The 23498-nt window shown below is 62.0% G+C and carries 27 protein-coding genes; 6 read left to right on the plus strand and 21 right to left on the minus strand.

The annotated features are described in order from the left end of the window. Position 1: 1 nt before the first annotated feature. From ROS217_RS16610 to ROS217_RS16680, 15 genes are all read right to left on the minus strand, one after another. A complete protein-coding gene (locus tag ROS217_RS16610; protein WP_009818956.1) occupies positions 2–283 on the minus strand; it encodes a hypothetical protein in 282 nt (93 codons plus the stop codon). Further along, positions 280–1032 (minus strand): hypothetical protein, encoded by a 753-nt coding sequence (locus ROS217_RS16615; RefSeq protein ID WP_009818957.1) that lies wholly within the window; start codon positions 1030–1032, stop codon positions 280–282. Before ROS217_RS16615 ends, ROS217_RS16610 begins: the two co-directional genes overlap by 4 nt. Then, positions 1029–1391: a hypothetical protein gene (locus tag ROS217_RS16620; protein WP_009818958.1), complete on the minus strand. Its 363-nt coding sequence runs from the start codon at positions 1389–1391 to the stop codon at positions 1029–1031. The genes ROS217_RS16615 and ROS217_RS16620 overlap by 4 nt, the downstream gene beginning before the upstream one ends. Further along, entirely contained in the window at positions 1391–2611 is a 1221-nt protein-coding gene (locus ROS217_RS16625; protein WP_009818959.1) for an NADH-quinone oxidoreductase subunit D, read from the minus strand. The genes ROS217_RS16620 and ROS217_RS16625 overlap by 1 nt, the downstream gene beginning before the upstream one ends. Continuing rightward, positions 2611–2811, minus strand: a complete 201-nt coding sequence (locus tag ROS217_RS16630) for a hypothetical protein (protein WP_254656447.1) — start codon at positions 2809–2811, stop codon at positions 2611–2613. The genes ROS217_RS16625 and ROS217_RS16630 overlap by 1 nt, the downstream gene beginning before the upstream one ends. Beyond that, positions 2811–3413 carry an NADH-quinone oxidoreductase subunit C gene (locus ROS217_RS16635; protein ID WP_009818961.1) on the minus strand — a complete coding sequence of 201 codons (603 nt, stop codon included), beginning with the start codon at positions 3411–3413 and terminating at the stop codon, positions 2811–2813. The genes ROS217_RS16630 and ROS217_RS16635 overlap by 1 nt, the downstream gene beginning before the upstream one ends. Further along, positions 3410–3943, minus strand: coding sequence for a NuoB/complex I 20 kDa subunit family protein (locus tag ROS217_RS16640; RefSeq protein ID WP_040650682.1), 534 nt, complete (start codon positions 3941–3943; stop codon positions 3410–3412). The genes ROS217_RS16635 and ROS217_RS16640 overlap by 4 nt, the downstream gene beginning before the upstream one ends. Continuing rightward, complete coding sequence (locus ROS217_RS16645; RefSeq protein ID WP_040650684.1) at positions 3934–4299, minus strand: NADH-quinone oxidoreductase subunit A; 366 nt, start codon at positions 4297–4299, stop codon at positions 3934–3936. Before ROS217_RS16645 ends, ROS217_RS16640 begins: the two co-directional genes overlap by 10 nt. A gap of 220 nt (positions 4300–4519) precedes the next feature. Beyond that, the gene (locus ROS217_RS16650; protein WP_009818964.1) at positions 4520–5302 is read right to left on the minus strand and encodes a crotonase/enoyl-CoA hydratase family protein; all 783 of its coding nucleotides are present in this window, start codon (positions 5300–5302) and stop codon (positions 4520–4522) included. Further along, a complete protein-coding gene (locus ROS217_RS16655) occupies positions 5302–6168 on the minus strand; it encodes a hydroxymethylglutaryl-CoA lyase (protein ID WP_009818965.1) in 867 nt (288 codons plus the stop codon). Before ROS217_RS16655 ends, ROS217_RS16650 begins: the two co-directional genes overlap by 1 nt. Then, positions 6168–6827, minus strand: coding sequence for a glutathione S-transferase family protein (locus ROS217_RS16660; RefSeq protein ID WP_040650686.1), 660 nt, complete (start codon positions 6825–6827; stop codon positions 6168–6170). Before ROS217_RS16660 ends, ROS217_RS16655 begins: the two co-directional genes overlap by 1 nt. Then, positions 6824–7480: a glutathione S-transferase family protein gene (locus ROS217_RS16665; RefSeq protein WP_009818967.1), complete on the minus strand. Its 657-nt coding sequence runs from the start codon at positions 7478–7480 to the stop codon at positions 6824–6826. Before ROS217_RS16665 ends, ROS217_RS16660 begins: the two co-directional genes overlap by 4 nt. Next, positions 7477–9420, minus strand: coding sequence for an acetyl-CoA carboxylase biotin carboxylase subunit (locus ROS217_RS16670; RefSeq protein WP_009818968.1), 1944 nt, complete (start codon positions 9418–9420; stop codon positions 7477–7479). Before ROS217_RS16670 ends, ROS217_RS16665 begins: the two co-directional genes overlap by 4 nt. A 69-nt stretch (positions 9421–9489) precedes the next feature. Further along, positions 9490–10086, minus strand: a complete 597-nt coding sequence (locus tag ROS217_RS23230; protein ID WP_009818969.1) for a thermonuclease family protein — start codon at positions 10084–10086, stop codon at positions 9490–9492. A 13-nt stretch (positions 10087–10099) separates the two neighbouring features. After that, on the minus strand, positions 10100–11704 hold the full coding sequence (locus tag ROS217_RS16680) for a carboxyl transferase domain-containing protein (protein WP_009818970.1): 1605 nt from the start codon (positions 11702–11704) through the stop codon (positions 10100–10102). A gap of 137 nt (positions 11705–11841) precedes the next feature. Here ROS217_RS16680 and ROS217_RS16685 point away from each other — a divergent pair, with 137 nt between their 5' ends. After that, positions 11842–12453 carry an OmpW/AlkL family protein gene (locus ROS217_RS16685; RefSeq protein WP_009818971.1) on the plus strand — a complete coding sequence of 204 codons (612 nt, stop codon included), beginning with the start codon at positions 11842–11844 and terminating at the stop codon, positions 12451–12453. Between the two features lie 71 nt (positions 12454–12524). On the opposite strand, the gene ROS217_RS16690 is transcribed toward ROS217_RS16685, so the two are convergent. The 5 genes from ROS217_RS16690 to ROS217_RS16710 are packed head-to-tail and all read right to left on the minus strand — an operon-like array spanning position 12525 to position 16506. Beyond that, the gene (locus ROS217_RS16690; RefSeq protein ID WP_009818972.1) at positions 12525–14102 is read right to left on the minus strand and encodes an AMP-binding protein; all 1578 of its coding nucleotides are present in this window, start codon (positions 14100–14102) and stop codon (positions 12525–12527) included. Further along, positions 14099–14389 (minus strand): hypothetical protein, encoded by a 291-nt coding sequence (locus ROS217_RS16695; protein ID WP_009818973.1) that lies wholly within the window; start codon positions 14387–14389, stop codon positions 14099–14101. Before ROS217_RS16695 ends, ROS217_RS16690 begins: the two co-directional genes overlap by 4 nt. A 4-nt stretch (positions 14390–14393) precedes the next feature. After that, positions 14394–14879, minus strand: a complete 486-nt coding sequence (locus ROS217_RS16700; RefSeq protein WP_254656448.1) for a lysozyme inhibitor LprI family protein — start codon at positions 14877–14879, stop codon at positions 14394–14396. A 5-nt stretch (positions 14880–14884) separates the two neighbouring features. Further along, positions 14885–15346, minus strand: coding sequence for a lysozyme inhibitor LprI family protein (locus ROS217_RS23235; protein WP_157046627.1), 462 nt, complete (start codon positions 15344–15346; stop codon positions 14885–14887). Further along, positions 15343–16506, minus strand: a complete 1164-nt coding sequence (locus ROS217_RS16710) for an isovaleryl-CoA dehydrogenase (protein WP_009818976.1) — start codon at positions 16504–16506, stop codon at positions 15343–15345. The genes ROS217_RS23235 and ROS217_RS16710 overlap by 4 nt, the downstream gene beginning before the upstream one ends. Before the next feature lie 210 nt (positions 16507–16716). On the opposite strand from ROS217_RS16710, the gene ROS217_RS16715 reads away from it, so the two are divergent. Both ROS217_RS16715 and ROS217_RS16720 read left to right on the plus strand, forming a co-directional pair. Beyond that, the gene (locus ROS217_RS16715; RefSeq protein ID WP_009818977.1) at positions 16717–17523 is read left to right on the plus strand and encodes a helix-turn-helix transcriptional regulator; all 807 of its coding nucleotides are present in this window, start codon (positions 16717–16719) and stop codon (positions 17521–17523) included. Positions 17524–17626: 103 nt separating this feature from the next. Further along, positions 17627–19279, plus strand: coding sequence for an ABC transporter substrate-binding protein (locus ROS217_RS16720; RefSeq protein WP_009818978.1), 1653 nt, complete (start codon positions 17627–17629; stop codon positions 19277–19279). Positions 19280–19289: 10 nt separating this feature from the next. Here ROS217_RS16720 and ROS217_RS16725 read toward each other — a convergent pair whose 3' ends face one another. After that, entirely contained in the window at positions 19290–19880 is a 591-nt protein-coding gene (locus ROS217_RS16725) for a lytic transglycosylase domain-containing protein (protein WP_009818979.1), read from the minus strand. A gap of 194 nt (positions 19881–20074) precedes the next feature. Between ROS217_RS16725 and ROS217_RS16730 the strand changes: the two genes are divergently transcribed. The 3 genes from ROS217_RS16730 (at position 20075) to typA (ending at position 23476) form a co-directional block, all read left to right on the plus strand. Further along, the gene (locus ROS217_RS16730; protein ID WP_009818980.1) at positions 20075–20587 is read left to right on the plus strand and encodes a single-stranded DNA-binding protein; all 513 of its coding nucleotides are present in this window, start codon (positions 20075–20077) and stop codon (positions 20585–20587) included. Between the two features lie 51 nt (positions 20588–20638). Then, positions 20639–21571, plus strand: coding sequence for a GNAT family N-acetyltransferase (locus tag ROS217_RS16735; RefSeq protein WP_009818981.1), 933 nt, complete (start codon positions 20639–20641; stop codon positions 21569–21571). 84 nt (positions 21572–21655) lie between these two features. Next, positions 21656–23476 (plus strand): translational GTPase TypA, encoded by a 1821-nt coding sequence (gene typA / locus ROS217_RS16740; protein WP_009818982.1) that lies wholly within the window; start codon positions 21656–21658, stop codon positions 23474–23476. Positions 23477–23498: the final 22 nt, after the last annotated feature.

Raw genomic sequence — 23498 nt, forward strand, 5'->3', positions numbered from 1 at the left:
CTCAGGCACAGGCTCCTGTAGTCAGTTTCACGCCCCCATCAGGCAGCCGAACGGCTCCGCCCGAGGACAATTTATAGGCAGTGATATCAAGTAATTGCTGCCGCTCCAGCCCGGTCTGGATCTCGGCTGCCAGATAGTCAGGTTCGGTCACCATGGAGCACCCCAATGAAGCGGCAGCAGCATCGTAGAGGGCGATATCCTGTTGGGTCACTCCCTGCGGTGGCAGGCCACAGCCCGCAACCAAGGCCAAAGCGGCGAGCGCTGCGACACGTGCATGCATCATTCGGAACACACCTCTTGCGAAAGGGTCAGGGAATCGTCGTCGACATTCATCACGGCCTCGCCGTCCGCAATCATTTTGCCAATCACGGGGCGCAGTTCCTTGGTGGTGAAACCAGCGGCGGGAAGTTGGCTATCAGCGTCTGTTCGACCAAGTTTGCAATCGACGGTCTTCATATAAGCGATCAAATCTGTGCGCAATTGCGCGGGGTTGCGTGGGGCAACGGCGGTTTCGGGATTGCTCTTCATCATATCCGCCGACAGACCCTTGAATTTGTCGCAGAGGCTCTGTTCCAGAAATACCGCCTTTTGATCGTCAGACACGCGGATTTCCGACATCCGCTCCATCTTGTCCATCAAGAGCTGCACTTCGGTTATCTCGACACCCACACGCGGCAACAAGAGCTTGGCTTCTTCAATCGTCATAGCGCAATTATTGTCTGCAATCGCGGCAAAGAATCGCTCGCGGCCCGAATAATCAAGCTTGCCGCCACAGGCGCCTCCAAAGACCACCAACTGCCCATCGAGAATGCGCGCGCGCTCTTCGGTGATGAGCTGTTCAGTGATCGCCTTGCTCTCATCCTTGTCAGCGAACCCAGCATCAGGCATGACTTTGTCTGCTTGATAGGGCGACATCCGACAGGCATGCTCGGCCATTACGCCAACGAATTCCTCGATCCGCTCTGAAGGCACGGCCTGAGCCTGAGCCAACGCAGGGAGCGCCGCAACTAAAAGCGTAACGATACCCTTCATGCGCCCTGCCCCACTGCCAAGAGTGCCACCATCACCACACTCAGAGCAGCAACCCCGGCCCCGATATGCTTGGCCACCGATTGTCCTGCTCGGCTATAGATCCAGGCATCGTGAAACGCCATGTAGGAGAAGGCCACAAAGAGCAGCGCAATCACTTTGACATCACCATAAATCGTCGCCCCAACGGTCAGGATGAGCATGGCAACATATCGGTTTGCCATCACCTGCGGCAACTGTTCGGCGCGATGCGTCGTTGCAGCCATCCCTGCCACCGGGTCGCGCAGGAACAGGCCCGCAAGCAGCCCCGTCACCAGCACACCCGCACCCGAAAGTGCTATGGCAAGGCTTGCCCAACTCATTATCGGTCGATCTCCCCAAATACGACATCCATCGTCCCGATGATCGCCGCGACATCGGCCAGTTGATGACCCTTGGCGACATGATCCATCGCCTGCAAATGCAAGAAGCCGGGCGCACGGATCTTGGCTCGATACGGGCGGTTGGTGCCATCGGCCACCAGATACACGCCAAACTCACCCTTGGGTGCCTCGACCGCAGCGTAGACTTCGCCCGCAGGCACGTGGAACCCCTCGGTATAGAGCTTGAAATGGTGGATCAGCGCCTCCATCGAACGCTTCATCTCGGCGCGTTTGGGTGGGGTGATCTTGCCCCGTGCCAGAATTTCGCCCTGCCCCTCGGGGGCGCGCAATTTTTCAATCGCCTGATGGATGATCCGCAGCGATTGGCGCATTTCTTCCATCCGGCACAGATAGCGATCATAGCAATCACCATTCTTGCCCACCGGAATGAGAAAATCGAACTCGTCATAGCATTCATAAGGCTGAGCGCGGCGCAGATCCCACGCCATACCAGAGCCGCGCACCATGACGCCACTAAAGCCCCAATCGAGCGCCTCTTGCTGACTGATGACGCCAATATCTGCATTGCGCTGCTTGAAAATCCGGTTCTCGGTCAGCAGCCCGTCGATATCATCCAGAACGCGGGGAAATTCATTGGCCCAGGTCTCGATATCGTCGATCAACTCGGTCGGCAGGTCCTGATGCACGCCACCGGGGCGAAAATAGGCCGCGTGCAGACGCGCACCGCACGCCCGCTCATAGAAAACCATCAGCTTTTCACGCTCCTCAAAGCCCCAGAGCGGTGGGGTGAGCGCGCCCACATCCATCGCCTGCGTGGTGACGTTCAGGAGGTGGTTGAGGATACGGCCAATCTCGCAATAGAGCACCCGGATGAGGCTCGCGCGGCGCGGCACCTCAACGCCGGTCAGCTTTTCGATGGCCAGACACCAGGCATGCTCCTGATTCATCGGGGCCACGTAGTCCAGCCGGTCGAAATAAGGCAGGTTTTGGAGATAGGTCCGGCTCTCCATCAGCTTTTCGGTGCCACGATGCAGCAGGCCGATATGCGGGTCACACCGCTCCACCAACTCACCATCCAGCTCTAGTACCAGACGCAAAACCCCATGCGCTGCAGGGTGTTGCGGCCCAAAGTTGATGTTGAAATTGCGGATCTTCTGCTCGCCCGTCAGGGCGTCATCGAAACCTTTGCTGCCGTCCATTAACCACGTCCTCCGTCAAACTGATCGCGGAACGCCATGATCCAGAGCAGAACAAGTGCCCCAAGTGGGATGATGGCGACAAGACTGACCCAGTTCGGGATGCCGAACTTCGGCAACAATTTCCAGAAAGGAATCACAATCAGCACGGCAAAGATCAGCATGAAGATCAGGCCGCCGCCGCCCATACCGTATCCTCCCATCACTTCGCCCCCTTCTCATCACCCGGCAGGATGTATTCGGCACCCTCCCATGGACTCATGAAATCGAACTGCCGGTATTCCTGCACAAGGCTCACAGGCTCATAGACGACGCGCTTTTGCACCTCGTCATAGCGCACCTCAGTGTAGCCCGTGGTCGGGAAATCCTTGCGCAGCGGGTGCCCGCGAAATCCGTAGTCGGTCAGGATGCGGCGTAAATCTGGATGGCCGGAAAAGAGAATGCCAAACATGTCGAAAATTTCACGCTCGAACCAGTTGGCCGCCGGATAGGGCTCGGTGATCGAGGGAACCATATCCTCTTCGCGGACCGCCACCCGCAAACGGATGCGGTGATTTTGGTACATGCTAAGGAAATGGTAGACCACATCGAACCGCTTCGCCCGCTCGGGATAATCCACCGCCGTAATATCAACCAGCGAGGAAAAGGCGCAGTTCTGGTCGGTTTTCAAAAACTCCGCCAGCCCCGCGATATGATTGATCGCCACATCGACCGTCAATTCGCCATGCGCGACCTCCCAGCCCAGCACGCAATCCACGCGCTTCGCCTCGATATAGCCGCCAAGTTCCTTGAGTGTTGCGCTCATCTGACAATTGTCCCCGTCCGGCGAATTTTGCGCTGCAATTGCAGAATGCCATAAACCAGGGCTTCTGCCGTTGGTGGGCAGCCCGGTACATAGATATCCACCGGCACAATCCGGTCGCAACCGCGCACAACACTGTAGCTGTAGTGATAGTAACCGCCACCGTTGGCGCAACTTCCCATAGAAATCACATAGCGCGGCTCTGGCATCTGGTCATAGACCTTACGCAGCGCCGGGGCCATCTTGTTCGTCAGCGTTCCGGCCACGATCATCACGTCCGACTGGCGCGGGCTGGCGCGCGGCGCAAAGCCAAAACGCTCCACATCATAACGCGGCATGGCGGTATGCATCATCTCGACAGCACAGCACGCCAAACCAAAGGTCATCCAATGCAGCGACCCGGTGCGCGCCCAGTTGATGATATCCTCGGTCGAGGTCAGCAAGTATCCCTTGTCCTGCAACTCGGCGTTCAGTGCCTGCGTTGCGACCTCCCGGTCCGGCCCTGCGGTATTGGCACCGGTCATTACTGCCATTCCATCGCTCCTTTGCGCCATTCATAGGCGAAACCTGCGGTCAGCACGCCCAGAAACACCATCATCGACCAGAACGCTGCCATGCTCAGATCCTGAAACGCCACCGCCCATGGAAACAGCATCGCAATTTCGAGATCGAAGATGATGAAGAGGATCGACACCAGATAGAATCGCACGTCGAACTTCATCCGCGCGTCGTCGAATGCATTGAACCCGCATTCATAGGCGCTGACCTTTTCGGGATCGGGGTTGCGGACGGCCAGAATGACGGCGGCAAGGATGAGAACAAGGCCCAAACCAATGGCAACGGCCAGGAAAACGAGGATGGGAAGGTATTCCCTCAGCATCTCTTCCACGGGGTGGCTCCTTTCATGCGCGAGGATCGGCGCATCAAGATGGCTGCATGACTTACGCGGGTTTAAACCCGCCCTTGGCAGGGGTCAACCGAGCGCGCGCAGGTTTGACCCTCAAGTCTGCGGGATTCTCTTGTTATGCATGCAGCGGTATGCCGGAAATGGGTTAAATTGGCCATGTTCCCTGACCAGACACTCGTGCAGCGCGGCAAAAGCGCGCGACTCAGACCTGCCAGGCCGGTCTGCGCCGGTCAAAGAATGCGCCAATGCCTTCGCGGGCCTCGTCGCCTGACCAACAGGTCGTAAGCGCCGCGATGGTCATCGCTATCGTTGCGTCATCGACCTGCGGACCAAGGGCGCGCACCAGTGCCTTGGCCTGTCCCACCGCCCCCGGTGCGCAGTCCAGATAGGGTGTCACTTCAGCCTCGATGGCGGCATCCAGATCGCGCTCGGGCACGGCCCGCGCCAAAAGGCCAAGCTGCACCGCCTCGGCGGCGTCAAACCGGCGTCCCGACATGAATACGCGCCGCGCCCGCGCCTCTCCCATCCGCGCAACGACATAGGGGCCGATTGTGGCGGGGATCAAGCCCAGCCGAGTCTCGGTCAAGGCCATCAGCGCATGATCCGCACCAATCGCCACATCACATACACTCAACAGGCCGACACCGCCACCAAAGGCATTGCCATGCACTCGGCCAATCAGCGGTTTGGGCAGGGTATTGAGCGCCTGAAGCATATCCGCCAGTTTTGCGGCCTCACGCCCGCGCGCCTCAGGCTCCGCCTCGAACTGGTCCCGCATCCAGCCCAGGTCACCGCCCGCGCAGAATGTCTTGCCACGCGCGGCCAGGACGACCACCCGCACCTCAGCATCCGCGCCCAAGGTTTCCGCCGCATCGTGCAACTCGGCGATCATCTGCGCCGACATGGCATTGTGTTTTTCTTCCCGGTCCAGCGTGAGCGTCACCACGCCACGCGCGTCCCGGTTCACATGGATTGTCTCGAACATCAGCCCTCTCCCTGCCCCGAACGCATCGCTCGCGCCATCTCGGCAGCCTTGGTCAAGACCTCGCGATCCAACCCGGTCTCATAGCCAAGCGCCTCAAGACGCGCCTGCACCGCCTCGGTCGCCACATTCCCAGCGGCTCCCGGTGCATAGGGACAGCCCCCGAGGCCCCCGACGGCCGCGTCAAACACCCGCACCCCCTGCGCCAAGGCCACCTCGATATTCTCGAGCGCGCGCCCCGAGGTGTCATGGAAATGCCCCGCCAGCCGATCCACCGGCACCGCATCCGTGACCGCCGCCAACATCGCCGCGACCGCCTCGGGCCGGCCCTGCCCAATCGTATCGCCAAGGCTGATCTCGTAGCAGCCCATGGACCAAAGCGCCTCAGCCACCCGCGCCACCTCTGCCGGGGCCACCGGCCCGTCATAGGGGCACTCGACCACGCAGGATACATAGCCGCGCACGCGCAGCCCTTCCGCCCCCGCCGCCTGCATCACCGGCGCGAACCGCGCGAGGCTCTCGTCAATCGTGGCGTTGATATTGGCGCGTGAAAACCCCTCCGAGGCGGACCCAAAGATGGCCACCTCATCCGCCCCCGCCTCCAGCGCATCCTGAAGCCCACGCATATTCGGCGTGAGGGCCGCATAACGCACCCCCGGCGCGCGCCGAATACCGCGCAGCACCTCGCCCGAATCCGCCATCTGCGGCACCCATTTTGGGCTCACGAAACTCGCGACTTCGATGCGTGAGAACCCCGCATCGCTCAGGCAATCCACGAAAGCGATCTTGTCCCGCGTTGGAATGTGCCGCGCCTCGTTCTGCAACCCGTCGCGCGGACCGACCTCGAAAATCTCGACATGCTCTGCCATCACGTCCCCTCCGAGACCGGATAAAATTCTTGGGTGTAGATATCTTGAACCCCGTCCCGCGCCTTGGCCCGACTATAGCCCGGTCGCGCACGCAACCGCGCCCAGTAAGCCATGAGCCGGGGATAGGCCGCAAGATCGACGTAATAGCGCGCCAATTCAAACCCATAGGCGAACATCACATCCGCCGCCGAAAAGCCCGAGGGCAAGAGGTAATCCGCCTCCATCCGCGCTTCCATCGCCGCAAGGCTCGTGCGCAGGCGGGCATTGAGCAGCTTGACCACCACCGGAGATGGCTGCGCGGGCGGGCGCAAAAACACCTGATTGAGGTTGAGGTTCTCCAAAAGACAGCCCACCGTTTCGGCATAGCCGAATATCTCCAGACACCGCGCCCGCTCGGCACTGCCCAACGCGGGCATCAGCCCCGCCTCCGGATAGGTCTCGCACAAAAGCTGCACAATCGCGGCACTTTCGAACCAGACCGCGCCGTGATGCTCCAACACCGGCACGCGCCCGGCAGGCGACAGCGCCAGAAACGCCGCGCTGCGCATCGAGCCGTCGCGGATCGAATAATACCTCACCTCATAATCCAGCCCCATCTCCTCCAAGAGCCACATAACCCGAAACGACCGTGCGAGCGGCACGTGGTGTAGGGCAATCATGATACCGTGTCTCCTACCAACTCGGGCCGCGTGACTTCGGCGACGTGCGTTTCCCCGATCCACTGTGCCCATGCCCACAACGCGCCGCGCTGTGTCATCATCTGTCTTCCTTCCGGCAGCATGGCAAAATAATCCATCATCGGCCAGAGCAGACAGTCCGCAAGCGACAGGCACCCGGTCGTCAAGACCTGCCCCTCAGCGGCGATCTCCTCCAAGGCGTTCAGCACTCTGGGGGCCTCGATCAGCCCCGCATGGACTTCGGCAGGGTCGAACGCTTCGCCGACAAGCGGCCGAAACACGCCGTGCGAAAAGGCCTGCGTGATCAGAGGTCGATACAGATAGGAATCCGTGATGCACATGACCTGTCGGGCCCGGGCCCGGGCCAGTATATCGTGAGGCATCAATGCCAACCCCGGGAACGCCCCGTCGATGTAGTCCAGAATGGCCTGCGTTTCCGAAAGCCTGACGCCTCGATGCTCCATCACCGGCACCTTGTGGAACGGGTGGATTTGACCGAGCGTGTCAGCTTGGTTCGGCTCGAATGGGTCAATTTCCGAATAATCGTAGGCTACCTGCTTGAGAACGAGCGCCATTCGCACCGCGCGGGTATAGACGCTCGGCCCGTAGCCTATCACATGCGGGGCGTCCGTCATGTCTGACCGGCGTCTTCCAACCGCACCAGCGCCGCCCCGGCGCTGACCTGATCGCCCGCCGACACCAAGACCTCGGCCACGACCCCGTCGCGTGCGGCCAAGAGGCTGTGTTCCATCTTCATCGCCTCCAGCACCGCCAAGCGGTCGCCCTTGGCCACCGCCTGCCCCGGCGTGGCATAGACCGCCTTGACCAGCCCCGGCATCGGCGCTTCGATCAAGGTGGCATCGCCCCCGGCGGCCCCTTCCCGTGCCAAGGGATCGACCAGATCAAAACTAAGCCCATAGCGCGCAAAAACCGTGATCCGGCTGCCATCCACCGCCACATTCGGCGCAGGCTGCCCATCCAGCCGCCAGCGACCATCGACGCGCCGCACCTCGACCAGCGCCTCCCCTACCCGCAGATCATGCGCATCGCCCCCGTGTGTCATCAGCCGCACCGCGGTCTCTTCGCCGCCATAGATCATCACCACCTCCCGCTCGAGCGGTGCCCAGAGGACAAAGCCCGCATCGGGCGGCGAATCGTCCAGCAGCCCCAACCCTGCCAGCGCCGCCAAAGCCACCTCGCTTGACCCCGCCTCAGGCACCATCACCAGCGCCTCACTATCGCGCGCAATCAGCCCGGTATCAACCTCACCCGCCGCGAACCCCGCATGCCGCGCCAGCGCCCCTAGAAACCCGAGGTTTGTCACCGTCCCGGCCACCTCTGTTCCCGCCAGCGCCGCCGAGAGCCGTCGCAGCGCCACCGCGCGCGTTGGGCCATGGGTGATCACCTTGGCGATCATCGGATCATACCAGGGGCTGATCTCATCGCCGGCCCGCACGCCGCTATCGGCGCGAACACCCGCCGGAAACTCCAAATGCGTCAGCCGCCCCGTGGCGGGCAAGAACCCTTTGGGCACATCCTCGGCATAGAGCCGCGCCTCAAAGGCGTGACCGTTGATCGTCAACTCCTCTTGGACGAGCGGCAACCCCTCACCCGCCGCCACCCGCAATTGCCATTCCACCAGATCGACGCCGGTGATCAGTTCCGTCACCGGATGCTCGACTTGCAGCCGGGTGTTCATCTCCATGAACCAAAAGCGGTCCGGGCGCAGCCCGTCTGAGCCATCGACAATGAACTCGACCGTGCCGGCCCCCGCATAGCCAATCGCCTCGGCCGCGCGCACCGCTGCCTGCCCCATGGCGGCGCGTACCTCGGACGTCATGCCGGGCGCGGGGGCCTCTTCGATCACCTTCTGATGCCGCCGCTGGAGCGAGCAATCACGCTCAAAAAGATGCACCGCTTTGTGGCCATCACCAAACACCTGCACCTCGATATGCCGGGGCTTCTGGATGTATTTCTCGATAAGCACGGCGGCATTGCCAAAGGCCGTGCGCGCCTCACCCTGCGCACTCTCCAGCGCGTCGGCAAAATGCTCTGGCCGCTCCACCAGCCGCATCCCCTTGCCGCCACCCCCCGCTACGGCCTTGATGAGCACCGGATAGCCTATCGCCTCCGCCGCCCCGGCAAGATGCTCAGGGTCCTGATTGGCCCCATGATAGCCCGGCACCACCGGCACGCCCGCCGTTTCCATCAGCGCCTTCGCCGCATCCTTGAGGCCCATCGCCCGAATGGCCGCCGAGGAGGGGCCGATAAAGACCAGCCCCGCCGCCTCCACGGCCTCGACAAAATCGGGGTTTTCGCTCAGGAAACCATAGCCGGGGTGAATGGCCTGCGCCCCCGTCTCCAGCGCCGCCGCGATAATGGCCTCGCCGCGCAAATAGCTCTCGGCTGGTGCCGCCCCCCCGATCCATACCGCCCGGTCGGCCAGCGCCACATGTGCGGCCCCCCGGTCGGCGTCGGAATAGACCGCCACCACCTCGACGCCCATCGCCCGTGCCGTGCGCATGACCCGGCCAGCAATCTCCCCCCGGTTCGCGATCAATATCCGCTCAAACATGGCACATGCTCCCAGTTTCATCGTTCTTCAAATACTCAATCTTCACGGCATGCCCCATTTTGATTATCCTCAGCACCACCCAAGTCGCGCTTCGCCATCATAAGACCGCGCCATTCCACGGGCGATCATCGAACGCGCCACCGGAACGCCATCCACAGATGCAAAGACCAGAGCACGCCCATAGTGATCCGTCCCCTCTCGAACGAACGTCACCTCTTGGGCCGTCATCATCATCCATCTCAGCGCCCATTTCGCACGTATGGCATTCTTGAGTTCCGATGCGCATTTCGGCGAGAACAATTCTGGCGTGTCGAACCCCGTCAGCCGAGCAGAAATGAGCCCTCTATTCGGACAGTAGAGCCGAACCGTATCGCCATCAGTCACACCGGCCAATCGACACCCCGGGCTCTGACTCCCCGAAACCGCCAGCGTGCCAATGCGCGCCGTGGTGAAAATATCCGCCCCAAGCGGTAAAAGGATCAAAGTGACCGTCCCCAACACCATCACACCGCGCAGATAAAACGCGGGATCAAGCACTCTGTCACGCAACCCGCGTCGTGCGAGGCGTAAGGCAGAGCGGTCGCGCGGGTTCGGCGGCGTTCCAAGATCCCATTTCGGATGTCGGCGCGCCCCGCGATAGAACCGTGTGATCTTGCCTTTTCGCACGTCACCCGCCCCCTCACATCCGAAACACGCCAAAGCGCGTCTCTTCAACCGGCGCGTTGAGCGCCGCGCGCAAGGACAGCGCCAGCACATCGCGGCTCTTGCGCGGGTCGACGATCCCGTCATCCCAGAGCCGCGCAGACGCATAGAGCGGATGCGCCTGCCGCTCGAACATCTCGACCGTGGGGCGCTTGAACTCGGCCTCGTCCTCGGTCGACCAGGTGCCGCCCTTGCGCTCGATCGCGTCGCGGCGCACCGTCGCCAGCACCCCCGCCGCCTGCTCGCCCCCCATCACCGATATCCGGCTATTGGGCCATGACCACATGAAACGTGGCTGATAGGCGCGCCCCGCCATGCCGTAATTGCCCGCGCCAAAGGAGCCGCCCACCACCATGGTGATCTTGGGCACAGAGGTTGTCGCCACCGCTGTCACCATCTTAGCCCCGTGCCGCGCGATGCCCTCATTCTCGTATTTGCGCCCAACCATGAAACCGGTGATGTTTTGCAGAAACACCAGAGGGATGCGCCGCTGGCTGCACAGTTCCACGAAATGCGCGCCCTTTTGCGCGGCTTCAGAGAACAAGACGCCATTGTTGGCGACGATCCCCACCGGACAGCCCTTGATATGGGCAAAGCCCGTCACCAGCGTCTCGCCAAATCGTGCCTTGAACTCATCCAGCCGCGAGCCATCGACGACACGCGCAATGACCTCGCGGATGTCATAGGGCGTGCGCAGATCGGCGGGCACGACACCCAGCAATTCCTCGGGGTCATAGGCCGGCTCTTCGGGCGCCTCCCAACGGAGAGTCGGCGCGCCCCCGCTGCCCAGCGACGCAACCGCCCGCCGCGCCAGTGCCAGCGCGTGCCCGTCATCCTCGGCCAGATAATCCGCCACGCCCGAGAGGCGCGTATGGACGTCGCCGCCGCCCAGATCCTCGGCGCTGACAACCTCGCCCGTCGCGGCCCTGACCAAGGGCGGGCCTGCCAGAAAAATCGTCCCCTGATCGCGCACGATAATGGTGACATCGCTCATCGCGGGCACATAGGCGCCACCAGCGGTGCAACTGCCCATCACCACAGCAATCTGCGCGATGCCCTTGGCGCTCATCCGGGCCTGATTGTAAAAAATCCGCCCGAAATGGTCGCGGTCCGGAAATACCTCATCCTGATTGGGCAGGTTCGCGCCGCCGCTATCCACCAGATAGACACATGGCAGGTGACATTCCTCGGCGATCTCCTGCGCGCGTAGATGCTTCTTGACCGTCATGGGATAATAGGTGCCGCCCTTCACGGTGGCGTCATTGCACACCACCATCACCTCGCGCCCCATGACGCGCCCCACGCCCGCAATCACCCCGGCACAGGGGGCGGCCCCATCATAGAGCCCATGCGCCGCCGTGGCGCCCACCTCCAGAAACGGGCTGCCGGGGTCAAGCAGGCCCGCCACCCGGTCGCGCGGCAACATCTTGCCGCGTGACACATGCCGCTCGCGCGCCTGCGCGCCGCCTCCTGCTGCCGCCCAGTCGGCAGCCTCGCGGACCAAACTCAGAGCTTCGAGATGACCGGCGCGATTGGCCTTGAATACCTCGGACCCCGTCAGAACGGATGATGTCAAACGCATGAGCTTTCCCCTTGGCTGGGCAATCCTGTTGCATATTTACCGCAGCGCCGCAGCAACCGGGCAACTTGACCCAAATCAATGTTTTCCGAGTCGGATGGGCGCATACCCCGTCCGGTAAGAACAAGAGTGGACAGACCATGAAACATATCACCGCCCTCACCCTCTCGGCCCTGCTGGCTTCTGCGGCAGTTCCGGCCTTCGCCCAAGAAAAGGGCGACTTCCTTCTCGGTCTCGGCCTCGGCTGGATCGAACCCGGCGACGGCAGCAATACAGCCGCAGGCAAGGTCAGCGCCGATGGCGCCTTCAGCCCGACGATCACGGTGGAATACTTCGTTGCCGACAAAATCGGTATCGAGCTTCTGGCCTCTTGGCCCTTCGAGCATGACATCGACCTTGGCGGTGCCGGTACGGTTGGCGAGACCAAGCATCTGCCGCCGACCCTGTCGTTGCAGTATCACTTCACCAATTCCAGCGCCTTCACCCCGTTCGTCGGCGTCGGCATCAACTACACCTACTTCTTTGATGAAAAGGGCAAGGGTCCGCTGAACGGCGTCTCGATCGACCTCGACGACTCTTGGGGTCTCGCCCTGCATGCGGGTGCGGACTATGCCATCAGCGAGAAATCCGCGCTTCGCCTCGACGTGCGCTACATCGACATCGAAACCGACGCAAAAGTCGGTGGTGTAAACATCGGCAAGGTCAAGATTGATCCGTGGATCTTCAACGCCGCTTACGTGATGAAGTTCTGATCCCCTCCCAAACAGGATCGAACTGAAGGGGCTGGCCGATGTGCCAGCCCATTTTTCCTGTATCGGGACCATCATTCCAGCCCCTCCGCCGCCGCACGCGCTCTGAGATCCTTGCGGATCACCTTGCCCGTCACCGTCATCGGCAGAGCATCGAGAAATGCAACGTCCCGGGGATAGGAATAGGCCGAGAGACGTGCCTTGACGTGATCCTGCAACTCTGTCGCCAAGGCGGTCGAGGGCGATACACCTGCTTTCAGCACGACATAGGCCTTGACGATCTCGGTGCGCAGGCTGTCAGGCTTGCCCACCACACCCACGGTCGCCACGGCTGGATGGGTCAGCAGGCAATCCTCAATCTCAGCCGGTCCGATCCGGTACCCGGCAGAGGTGATCACATCATCCTCGCGCCCGACAAAACGGATATAACCGCCTTCTATCACACCGCGATCCCCGGTCAGGAGCCAGTCGCCGCGAAATTTCTCTGCTGTCTCTCTCGGTCTTTGCCAATATTCCAGCATCATTGAGGCCGATCCGCGCCGCACGGCAATCTCTCCCTCACCATCCGTGACGTGGCCCGCGTCGTCAATGACGGCCACCGCATGCCCCGGCACCGCCCGCCCCAGACAGCCCGGCATCGTCTCAAACAGCGCGCCACAAGACACCCCTACCATATTGCACTCCGTCTGCCCGTAGAACTCGTTGATCGTCAAATTCAACGCCTGTCGTCCCCAGTCGAGCATTTCCGCCCCAAGAGGCTCCCCACCGCTCGCCACGCTCCGCAATCCGGTGATCCGCGCATCGGTCGCTTTGAGCATGCGCAGCGCAGTTGGGGGAAAAAATACATTTTTTACAGAACCTTGCTCGATGATCTTAATGCATTCCTCTGGGCTGAACTTGACCATGCGCGCCGCGACCACCGGCACGCCAATCGCCAATCCCGGCATCAGAACATCGAAGAGCCCGCCAATCCACGCCCAATCCGCAGGCGTCCAGAGGCAATCGCCGGTCTGGCCCAGAAAATCATGGCTGATCTCGACGCCCGGCAGGTGCCCGGTCAGCACCCGGTGCGCATGCAACGCACCCTTGGGGCTGCCTGTCGTGCCGCTTGTGTAGATCAGCACGGCAGGCTCATCCGCGCCCGTATCGACCGTCTCAAACCGTGCCTCGGTCAGCCCTTCGTCCTCGGGCACCAACGTCGCGACCTCGGGCAAAGCACGCAGCATCCTGACGCCCTCAGGATCGGTCACGACCACCCGCGCCCCAGCGTCGCCCACTCGGCTGGTCAAGGCATCCTTCATGAAGAGTTTGAACAAAGGTATTGAGATTGCGCCGACCTTCCAGATCGCGATGTGGGCCGCGGCACACCACGCCCCTTGGGCGCGCAACACGCCAACACGATCGCCGCGCCGAACACCCCGCGCCACCAGCGCCTGCGCCAGACCATCCGCCATGCGCCGCAATGCGCCGTACCGGACCTCCGGTGGCCCCTCGCCCGAGAGGTCGATGATCGCCACGCGCTCAGGCTCTGACGCGGCCCAGACATCGCAGACCTGCGCCGCCATGTTCAGACGCGCAGGGATCTCCCAGCGGAACCCATCGTAAAGCGCCTCATAAGGCGCGCGCTCCAAAAGCGGACGCGCGCCGCTCATGACGCAGCCTCGGGCGCATTCACATGGACCAGTCTGCCATAGGCATCGACAAAATATTCATAGGGCCCACAGGCCACCACCAGCCAGAGATCGGCGCTCGCCGCCGGGCGCGCAGCACAATCCGACCGCGCGGCCCCCTCCCCCGCATCGCTCAGATAGACCGCCACCACACGCTCGATCACCTCAGTCTCGGTCGTCGTCGCCGCACGCCCTCCCAGCATGAGCCCAAACCCGGCCGCGGCCGCGATGAGCGCAATCAGAGGCAGGAACAGCAGACGGCGTGACATGACCTCAGTGCCCCAGTTGACTGGATTGCAGATAGAGCATCTGCCGCGCGGTCGCGTGCAAGTGACAATTCACCGCCGCAGGTCCAGCCCCGGTGCCACCGCCCCATTGCGCCGCCTCATACCCACATTTCGCGTCGCGAAACTCGATCCACGCCCTTTGCATGTCGCGCAGCGCCTCGGCTTGCTTTGGCGCATAGGATTGGATTTGCGCATCCTGAGCCGCCAGTTTCGCGTAAAGTTGCTGATAGACCGTGTTCAGCCACCCGTCCCACTGCGCCCGCTCTCGATCGAGACAACCGCCCATCCCGACCGTTGTTCCCCCGCCTGGCGTCGCCTCCATGCAGGCCGAAGCCGCCTTGCCCGCGCAGGCCTCGCCACCGTTTGCGCGAATACAGGCCTCGACCGGCGCGATGTCAAACACCAAGTCCTGTGCGACAAGCGGTGTTGCGCTCAAGATCAGCACGCCACATAGGTCCAGAACTCGCCTCACGGCTGTCATTCCATATCCCCCAGACTGCGTAGTTCCCGTGTGCGTGCCGCCGTCTTCTCCAAGTGGCACGCCGCAGCTATGATCGTTCGGATTGATCCATCAATCCAGTAGCCATAGCGCAGCCCGCATTCTGCCTCGCGATATGCGTTCCACGCGTCCTGCGCGACGGCCAACTGTGCCTCAAGGTTGCGCTCACCCTCGTCCAGCGCCTCGACCTGAGCGGCGTAGGCCGCGTGCATCAGATCTGTCCAAACCGCCGTTTCCGCCATGAGACATTCTGTGGTCCCCAAGGTCGTATCGCCGCCGGGTTGTGCCTGACACATCCGTGCCGCCGCACCGACGCAAGAGGGTTGATCCTCTCCCGGTCCAGCCTCGGCATGACACGCCTTCACAATGGTCTCATCGACGACGGCATCCTGACCCAGTGCGGCGCCCGCTATGACCATGAGGACCAAAGCCAGTCTCACCCCATCGCCCCCATCAATTCGCGTCCCACCAGCATGCGCCGAATCTCAGACGTGCCTGCCCCGATCTCCATCAGCTTGGCATCGCGGAAAAGGCGCGCCACCGGCGCATCGGCAAGAAAGCCTGCCCCGCCCATTGCCTGCACGGCCTGATGCGCCTGCACCATCGCCTGCTCAGAGGCATAGAGACAACAGGCCGCCGCATCCTGCCGGGTCACATCACCCCGGTCACAGGCCTTGGCCACCTCATAGACATAAGCCCGCGCAGAATTCATGGCCGTATACATATCCGCGATCTTGCCCTGCATCAGCTGGAACGAGCCAATTGCCTGCCCAAACTGTTTGCGCTCCGCCAGATAGGGCATGATCTCGTCGAGGCAGGCCGCCATGATGCCCGTGCCGATGCCCGCCAGAACGACGCGCTCGTAATCGAGACCCGACATGAGCACGCGCACGCCCCGGCCCTCTTCGCCCAAGACATTTTCGAACGGCACGTCAACGTCGTCAAAGATCAGCTCAGCGGTATTGCTGCCGCGCATCCCCAGCTTGTCGAAATGCGGACTCGTGCTGAACCCCTTCATCGTCTTTTCAATGAGAAAGGCCGTGATCCCCTTGGATCCGGCGTCCGGGTTGGTCTTGGCGTAAACCACCAAAGTATCGGCGTCCGGCCCGTTGGTGATCCAGTACTTGCTGCCATTCAGCTTGTAATGATCGTTCCGCTTCTCGGCCCGCAGTTTCATGCTGACCACATCACTGCCCGCGCCCGCCTCAGACATGGCCAGCGCGCCGACATGCTGCCCGCTGACGAGCCCCGGCAAGTACTTCGCCTTCTGCTCAGCCGTGCCATTCAACTTGATCTGATTGACGCAGAGATTGGAATGCGCGCCATAGCTCAGCGAGACCGAGGCAGAGGCGCGCGCAATTTCCTCGACCGCGATCACATGGGCGAGGTAACTCATCCCTGCCCCGCCATATTCCTCGGGCACGGTGATCCCCAAAAGGCCCAGATCCCCCATTTCCCGCCAGAGCGCGTTGGGAAAGGCGTTGCTGCGATCAACCTCCGCTGCCATCGGCTTGACGCGCTCTTGCGCCCAACGATGCACCATCTCGCGCAGGGCATTCACATCCTCGCCCAGATCAAACTGCATGACCGCATTGAACATCGCGCTTCCTCCTCCGAAACGGATTTATTGAACACTTGTTCATTTTATACACTCAAGGATTTCCATCCGTCAATCGTCGCAAATTTCCAACCTTAGGCGTCACACCGCCGATCCCAGTCCAATATTTTAGATATTCCAGACTTTTACCCCTGACTTGCCGTATTCAGCATGCAATACTTGTGAAAACGCAACTTTTTTTAGGCCCCAAAGATGGCGCATGCCGAGATCAAGACCGTGGTGCAATGGGCAAAAGGGAACGATTGGCGCCTCACTCTTCAGCATAGCTGTGACCATCACGCCTTGGTCTGGATCACACGAGGTCAGGGAATCGCCATTATCGACGGGGTGCGGCGCGGCGTGGGCGTGCATAATGCACTGGCCATTCCAGCCGGGACCATGTTCGCGCTCGATCTGGGCAAGACCGGGTTTGGACAGGTCTGCATCCTCCCTGCCGGTGGCCCAATCCTCTTGCCGGATACCGCCCAGCATCTGCGCATCCGCGACGTCACCAGCCAGAACGAATTGACCGCAATTCTCGAAGCGATGCAGCGCGAGCAATCTGCCCGCCGCGACTTTATGGACGAGGCGCTGAATGCGCAGGCGCGGATGCTGACCGTCTGGCTGCGCCGCGCCATGATTGCCCAAGGACCGCAAGAGCGCCCCAGTTCCAGCACCCGTCTGATGCAGGCCTATGCCGCCCTCGTTGCCCGCGATTTCACCAGTGGGCGCGCGATGGCGGTCTATGCCCGTGCGCTGGGCGTCACGCCGACCCATCTCACGCGGGTATGCAAGCAGGCTTCCGGCCTCACCGCCGCCGATCTTCTCACCGAACGCAGCTTGCACGCTGCGCGCGACATGTTGGAGGCGGGCGATCTACCGATAGGCCAGATCGCCGCAACCCTTGGCTTTGGCAGCGCTGCCTATTTCTCGCGCTTCGTCTTGCAGCATACCGGCCTTACCCCCTCTGCACTCCGCGCTGGAGCATCCACGCGCAAGCCCGCCGCCCTCGCGACCTGAGCCTCACCTGGCCCACAACGGGTTGCTCTTTATACGCACGCATTATCTAATGTTCAGGACCCGACCAACGACCCTACGAGTCTCCACTCTGCGAAAGCCTCAGATGCCGCGCCAGTTTCCGCACACCGCCACACTCGCCGACGCCCGCGCCCTGCGTGACGGTCATATGGGTCGACGTGAATTCCTGAGCCGCGCCACCGCCTTCGGCCTCAGCGCAAGTGCCGCCTATGCGCTGGGCGGCCTCACGCGCCCCGCGCAGGCTCAGCCGGCTCCCGCTCAGGGCGGCACACTTCGCATTCAACAGAGTGTCAAAGCCCTCACCGATCCGCGCAGCTATGACTGGAGCGAGCTTGGCAATCAGACCCGCGGCTTTCTCGAGTATCTGGTGGAATATCAGAACGATGGTACATTCACCGGGATGCTGCTCGAGCGCTGGCACGTGAATGAGGATGCCACCCGCTACCTCTTGCATCTGCGCCCCGGTGTGATCTGGAACAATGGCGATCTCTTCACCGCTCAGGATGTGGCGCGCAATATCGTGCGTTGGTGCGACACCTCTGCGGTGGGCAATTCAATGGCCGGACGCTTTGCCGGTCTGATCGACCCCGGCACCGGACAAGCCCGCGACGGGGGTATCACCGTGCTGGATGATCTGACGGTCGCGCTCAACCTCTCACAGCCCGACATCTCGGTCATCGCCAATATGTCGGACTATCCCGCGGCGATCGTGCATCAGAGCTACGAGGGCGGCGATCCTTTTCTACACGGCATCGGCACCGGTCCATTCCGCCCCGTCAGCCTCGTGCCCGGTGAGCGCTGCATCTTGGAACGTCACCCCGATCATAGCTGGTGGGGCACCGAGATTTTTGGCGGGCCGTGGCTCGACCGGGTGGAATTCATCGACTTTGGCACCAACCCCTCGGGCTGGCTCAGCGCGGCCGAGCGTGGCGACATCGACCTACTCTACGAAACCGTTGGCGATTTCATTGATGCGATGGACGCCATTGGCTGGATCGGCACCCGGACCGAAACCGCCGCCACCACCGTGATCCGCGCCTCTCAGACTGCGCGTATGGTGGGCACCAACCCGTATTTGAACCGCGCCATACGGCGTGCCTTGGCGTTGGCGGTGGACAATGAGATCTGTCTCGAACTTGGTTACGGCGGGCGCGGTACGGTTGCAGCCAATCACCATGTCAGCCCGATCCACCCTGCTTACGCCGATATTGGCCCGGCCCCCTACGACCCCGGCCGCGCCCGCGCCGAGATTGAGGCGGCTGGCCTTCTGGGATTCGAACATGAACTTGTGACCGTCGATGACGAATGGCAGCGCAACACCGGCGATGCGGTTGCGGCGCAATTGCGCGACGCCGGTCTCACCGTGCGCCGCCGTATCCTACCCGGCCCCGAGTTTTGGGCCAACTGGCGCGAGTTTCCCTTTTCAGCGACCCAATGGAACCACCGCCCGCTCGACGTGCAGGTGCTGAGCCTCGCCTACCGCTCAAACGCGGCGTGGAACGAAAGCGGCTTTGCCAATGAAGAGTTTGATGCCCTTCTCGACGAGGCCAATCACCTCGACGATCCCGATCGCCGCCGCGGGATCATGGCCCGGCTACAAACAACCCTGCGCGACGAGGGCGTCATCATCCAACCCTATTGGCGCGCGCTCTATAATCATCACCGGCCGGGGCTGGTAAATGCCGCAAAGCATCCCGCCAACGAAATTCACCTGTACAAAATCGGATTTGCGGCCTGAAACGGACAGATCAGCTTCCCAGAATGACCTTCACGTAATTCCGGGTCTCCTTATAGGGCGGCACACCGCCGTATTTCTGCACGGCGCCGGGCCCAGCATTATAGGCCGCCAAAGCCAGCCGCCACGATCCGAACATGCGATACTGCTTGGCCAGATAGCGCGCCCCGCCCTCGAGATTCTCAAGCGGATCATGCGGATTGACCCCCAGATTGCGCGCCGTCTGTGGCATCAACTGAGCAAGGCCAATCGCCCCTTTGTGCGACCGCGCATCGGCTCGCCAGCCAGACTCCTGTTGCACCAAACGCAGAAAAAGATCCTCGGGTACGCGATAGCGTCGCGCCGCCTGTTTCGCCATCTCGAGATAAGGACCACGATACGCCCCCCGAAAGGTCGGGGCCAGATCATCCCACATTGTCGGAGTTTTGACGCGCTGCGGCTGCAATCGCACCGAATTGTTGTATTGCTGTCGCGCCCGGTTATCCAGAACGCTGGTTTGCGATTTGAAAAGACTGACCCGACTCTTGCTCGACAGCACGTCTGCCTCTGCCACACCCGGCAACATTAGCCCAAAGGCCACAAGCGCGCTTGCGATCCGCTGCATTCCGGTACTGCCCCCATCCGTGTCTCTGCCGGGCACTATAGGCAATCCGGCGCGGAATTCGAGCATTTCTTTTCGCACTTTCCGCAACATCGGCAAGTTTCACCGCATTTATCGACAATTTTAACCTTTCCTTCACGCCAATGCGGTGGTGTAACCGTCAAACGCGAACCACGACATGATTCAAGGAGGGCGCGATGTCCGGCTCTGTCAACAAGGTAATTCTCATCGGCAATCTGGGCCGCGACCCCGAGGTCCGGACCTTTCAGAACGGCGGCAAGGTCTGCAACCTGCGCATCGCCACCTCCGAAACGTGGAAGGACCGCGCCACCGGCGAACGCCGCGAGCGGACCGAATGGCACTCCGTCGCCATCTTCTCCGAAGGGCTGGTGCGCGTCGCCGAGCAATATCTGCGCAAAGGCTCCAAGGTCTATCTTGAGGGCAAGCTGCAGACCCGCAAATGGCAGGATCAGTCAGGGCAGGACAAATATAGCACCGAAATCGTGCTTCAGGGCTTTGACGCCACTCTGGTCATGCTCGATGGCCGCGCTGAGGGCGGGGCTGGCGGTGGTGGTGGCAGCTATGGTGGCGGTCAGGATCAGGGCTACGGCGGTGATTACGGTGGCGACTACGGATCGGCTCCAGCCGCCGCCCCGGCCTCTGGCGGCAGCCGCCCCTCGCGCGACATGGATGACGAAATCCCGTTCTGAATCGGCACGACTTAACCCAGACTTAACGAACCATGCGCTTATGTAGGGCGCATGGATATCCTCTTAACGGACTTCTCTGCCCCCCCTGCTTCGGCGCCACTGCACCAGCAACCGCAGTACGCGCGTGCGCTCCGGGCCTTGGGCGTCACCGTGCAGACTCTGCGCGCCGTTCAGGACGGTCACACCTTGGCACAGGCGCAGGTGGTTGAGCGGCGCATCGGCCCTCTCACCTTTCACTGGATGCCGCGCGGCCCGATCTGGCGATCCAACCTTCCCCCAGCCTCCTGTCATGCCATTCTCTCCGCCTTGTCGCTGGCCTTGCCCCGCGGCCTATGGCTCACCAATGCCGCGACCGAGGCGGACGGCGATCAGCTTGCCGCCCAAGGTTACCGGGCGCTCATCCCCGGTCAGACCCTTGCCGAACTGGACCTGCGCCCGCCACGGGCGATGCGACTGGCCGCGCAGCATGGCAAATGGCGCAACCGACTGCGCCACGCGCAAGCGGCAGGGCTTGTGATCATCGAAACCTCGTTTGACCCCAATCGGCACAGCGCCCTCTTGCGACAAGAGGCCGTTCAGCAGCGCACATGCCGTTACCGCGCCCTGCCACTGGCCTTTACCCTCGCCTATGCGGCGCAAAACCCGGGCACTGTTCAGGTCTGGTCCGCCCACCACAAGGCTGAGAGCATCGCGCATCTGCTGATCCTCACCCATGGCGACACCGCGACCTATCACATCGGCTGGACCGGCTCAGAGGGGCGTCGCCTCTCGGCCCATACACTCCTGCTTTGGGAGGCCGCGACCGCACTGGCAGATCGGGGTATCGTCCGGCTCGATCTTGGTCCCGCCGACAGTGTGCAATCCCCCGGCCTCACCCGCTTCAAACTTGGCAGCGGTGCCTTGGCACAGCGCCTCGGGCCGAGTATGCTGACGTGGCCCCGCGCTGTGCCTCTGTTCCCAAAGCGACACAAGCACGCGGCATGATACGGCCACAGGGGCGCTTTGCCTCTGGTCATTCCGCGCTGCGGCGTATAGGGCGCAGGCGAACAATATCAGGACACGTCCCCCATGGATCTGCGCAATATCGCCATCATCGCTCACGTCGACCACGGCAAAACCACGCTTGTGGACGAATTGCTGAAACAGTCGGGCTCGTTCCGCGCCAACCAATCCGTCGATGAACGTGCCATGGACAGCAACGATCTGGAACGCGAACGGGGCATCACGATTTTCGCAAAGCCGACCAGCGTTCTCTACAAGAAGACCCGCATCAATATCGTCGACACCCCCGGCCACGCCGATTTCGGTGGCGAGGTGGAGCGGATTCTATCCATGGTCGATGGCGTTGTCCTGCTTGTCGATGCCGCCGAAGGCCCGATGCCGCAAACAAAATTCGTCACCGCCAAGGCGTTGCGCCTCGGGCTGCGCCCCATCGTCGTACTCAACAAAGTCGACAAACCCGATGCCGAGCCTGACCGTGCGCTCAACGAATGCTTTGATCTCTTCGCGTCGCTCGACGCCAATGATGATCAGCTCGACTTTCCGCATATGTATGCCTCGGGCCGCTCCGGTTGGGCCGATCACGAGTTGGACGGCCCACGCAAGGATCTGACCGCCCTCTTTGATCTGATCCTCAACCATGTGCCTGCGCCCCGACAGATTGCACATATTGACGAAGATTTCCGCATGCTGGCCACAACGCTTGGGGCCGATCCCTTTGTTGGACGTCTGCTCACCGGCCGCGTCGAATCGGGTCGCCTCAAGGTGGGCCAGACCGTTCAGGCCCTGAGCCGCATCGGCCAAAAGATCGAACAGTTCCGGGTGACCCGCATCCAGGCTTTCCGCGGCCTTGCCAGCCAAGACATCGAAGAAGCGACCGCTGGCGATATCGTCAGCCTTGCAGGGATGACCAAGGCGACCGTCGCCGACACGATCTGCGCCCTCGCCGTCGAAACCCCGATCAAGGCACAACCGATTGATCCGCCCACCATCACCGTGACCTTCGGCATCAACGACAGCCCCCTCGCCGGTCGCGAAGGTAAAAAAGTCCAGAGCCGGGTGATCCGCGAACGTCTGATGAAAGAGGCGGAATCAAACGTCGCCATCAAAGTCACCGACACACCGGGTGGCGACGCCTTCGAGGTGGCCGGACGCGGTGAATTGCAGATGGGCGTGCTGATCGAAAACATGCGCCGCGAAGGCTTTGAGCTCAGCATTTCCCGCCCACAAGTGCTCATGCGCGAAGGCGAGAACGGCGAGCGGCTGGAACCGATCGAAGAAGTCACCATCGACGTTGACGACGAATATACCGGTGCCGTGATCGAGAAAATCACCGGGCCCCGGCGCGGCGATCTGGTCGAGATGAAACCCTCGGGCGCGGGCAAGACCCGCATCATCGCCCATGTGCCCTCGCGGGGCTTGATCGGTTATCACGGGGAATTCCTCACCGACACGCGCGGCACCGGCGTACTCAACCGCGTGTTCCATTCCTGGGCACCGCATCGCGGCCCGATCCCCGGACGTCGTGCGGGCGTTCTCATCTCGATGGAAAACGGCGAGGCGGTGGCCTATGCCCTGTGGAATCTCGAGGAACGCGGCCGCATGTTCCTCGGCCCGCAGGCCAAAATCTATACCGGCATGATCATCGGCGAGCATAGCCGCGACAATGATCTGGAAGTGAACCCCCTCAAGGGCAAAAAACTGACCAACGTCCGCGCCTCCGGCACGGATGAGGCGGTGCGCCTGACCACTCCGATCACCATGAGCCTGGAAGAGGCGATTGCCTATGTCGATGACGACGAGTTGGTCGAGGTGACGCCGCAATCCATCCGCCTGCGCAAACGCTATCTCGACCCGCACGAGCGCAAGCGCATGTCGAAAAAGGACTAGAACCTGATCGCCCCGGCCCTGC

Origin of the sequence: Roseovarius sp. 217 (assembly GCF_000152845.1) — a bacterium.
Classification (GTDB): domain Bacteria; phylum Pseudomonadota; class Alphaproteobacteria; order Rhodobacterales; family Rhodobacteraceae; genus Roseovarius.

What these genes read in the sequence shown, in the direction of transcription:
- ROS217_RS16610 (WP_009818956.1), bottom strand. Translation starts at nt 283, where the DNA reads ATGATGCATGCACGTGTCGCAGCGCTCGCCGCTTTGGCCTTGGTTGCG.
- ROS217_RS16615 (WP_009818957.1), bottom strand. Translation starts at nt 1,032, where the DNA reads ATGAAGGGTATCGTTACGCTTTTAGTTGCGGCGCTCCCTGCGTTGGCT.
- ROS217_RS16620 (WP_009818958.1), bottom strand. Translation starts at nt 1,391, where the DNA reads ATGAGTTGGGCAAGCCTTGCCATAGCACTTTCGGGTGCGGGTGTGCTG.
- ROS217_RS16625 (WP_009818959.1), bottom strand. Translation starts at nt 2,611, where the DNA reads ATGGACGGCAGCAAAGGTTTCGATGACGCCCTGACGGGCGAGCAGAAG.
- ROS217_RS16630 (WP_254656447.1), bottom strand. Translation starts at nt 2,811, where the DNA reads ATGGGAGGATACGGTATGGGCGGCGGCGGCCTGATCTTCATGCTGATC.
- ROS217_RS16635 (WP_009818961.1), bottom strand. Translation starts at nt 3,413, where the DNA reads ATGAGCGCAACACTCAAGGAACTTGGCGGCTATATCGAGGCGAAGCGC.
- ROS217_RS16640 (WP_040650682.1), bottom strand. Translation starts at nt 3,943, where the DNA reads ATGGCAGTAATGACCGGTGCCAATACCGCAGGGCCGGACCGGGAGGTC.
- ROS217_RS16650 (WP_009818964.1), bottom strand. Translation starts at nt 5,302, where the DNA reads ATGTTCGAGACAATCCATGTGAACCGGGACGCGCGTGGCGTGGTGACG.
- ROS217_RS16655 (WP_009818965.1), bottom strand. Translation starts at nt 6,168, where the DNA reads ATGGCAGAGCATGTCGAGATTTTCGAGGTCGGTCCGCGCGACGGGTTG.
- ROS217_RS16660 (WP_040650686.1), bottom strand. Translation starts at nt 6,827, where the DNA reads ATGATTGCCCTACACCACGTGCCGCTCGCACGGTCGTTTCGGGTTATG.
- ROS217_RS16665 (WP_009818967.1), bottom strand. Translation starts at nt 7,480, where the DNA reads ATGACGGACGCCCCGCATGTGATAGGCTACGGGCCGAGCGTCTATACC.
- ROS217_RS16670 (WP_009818968.1), bottom strand. Translation starts at nt 9,420, where the DNA reads ATGTTTGAGCGGATATTGATCGCGAACCGGGGGGAGATTGCTGGCCGG.
- ROS217_RS16680 (WP_009818970.1), bottom strand. Translation starts at nt 11,704, where the DNA reads ATGCGTTTGACATCATCCGTTCTGACGGGGTCCGAGGTATTCAAGGCC.
- ROS217_RS16685 (WP_009818971.1), top strand. Translation starts at nt 11,842, where the DNA reads ATGAAACATATCACCGCCCTCACCCTCTCGGCCCTGCTGGCTTCTGCG.
- ROS217_RS16690 (WP_009818972.1), bottom strand. Translation starts at nt 14,102, where the DNA reads ATGAGCGGCGCGCGTCCGCTTTTGGAGCGCGCGCCTTATGAGGCGCTT.
- ROS217_RS16695 (WP_009818973.1), bottom strand. Translation starts at nt 14,389, where the DNA reads ATGTCACGCCGTCTGCTGTTCCTGCCTCTGATTGCGCTCATCGCGGCC.
- ROS217_RS16710 (WP_009818976.1), bottom strand. Translation starts at nt 16,506, where the DNA reads ATGTTCAATGCGGTCATGCAGTTTGATCTGGGCGAGGATGTGAATGCC.
- ROS217_RS16715 (WP_009818977.1), top strand. Translation starts at nt 16,717, where the DNA reads ATGGCGCATGCCGAGATCAAGACCGTGGTGCAATGGGCAAAAGGGAAC.
- ROS217_RS16720 (WP_009818978.1), top strand. Translation starts at nt 17,627, where the DNA reads ATGCCGCGCCAGTTTCCGCACACCGCCACACTCGCCGACGCCCGCGCC.
- ROS217_RS16725 (WP_009818979.1), bottom strand. Translation starts at nt 19,880, where the DNA reads ATGCAGCGGATCGCAAGCGCGCTTGTGGCCTTTGGGCTAATGTTGCCG.
- ROS217_RS16730 (WP_009818980.1), top strand. Translation starts at nt 20,075, where the DNA reads ATGTCCGGCTCTGTCAACAAGGTAATTCTCATCGGCAATCTGGGCCGC.
- ROS217_RS16735 (WP_009818981.1), top strand. Translation starts at nt 20,639, where the DNA reads ATGGATATCCTCTTAACGGACTTCTCTGCCCCCCCTGCTTCGGCGCCA.
- typA (WP_009818982.1), top strand. Translation starts at nt 21,656, where the DNA reads ATGGATCTGCGCAATATCGCCATCATCGCTCACGTCGACCACGGCAAA.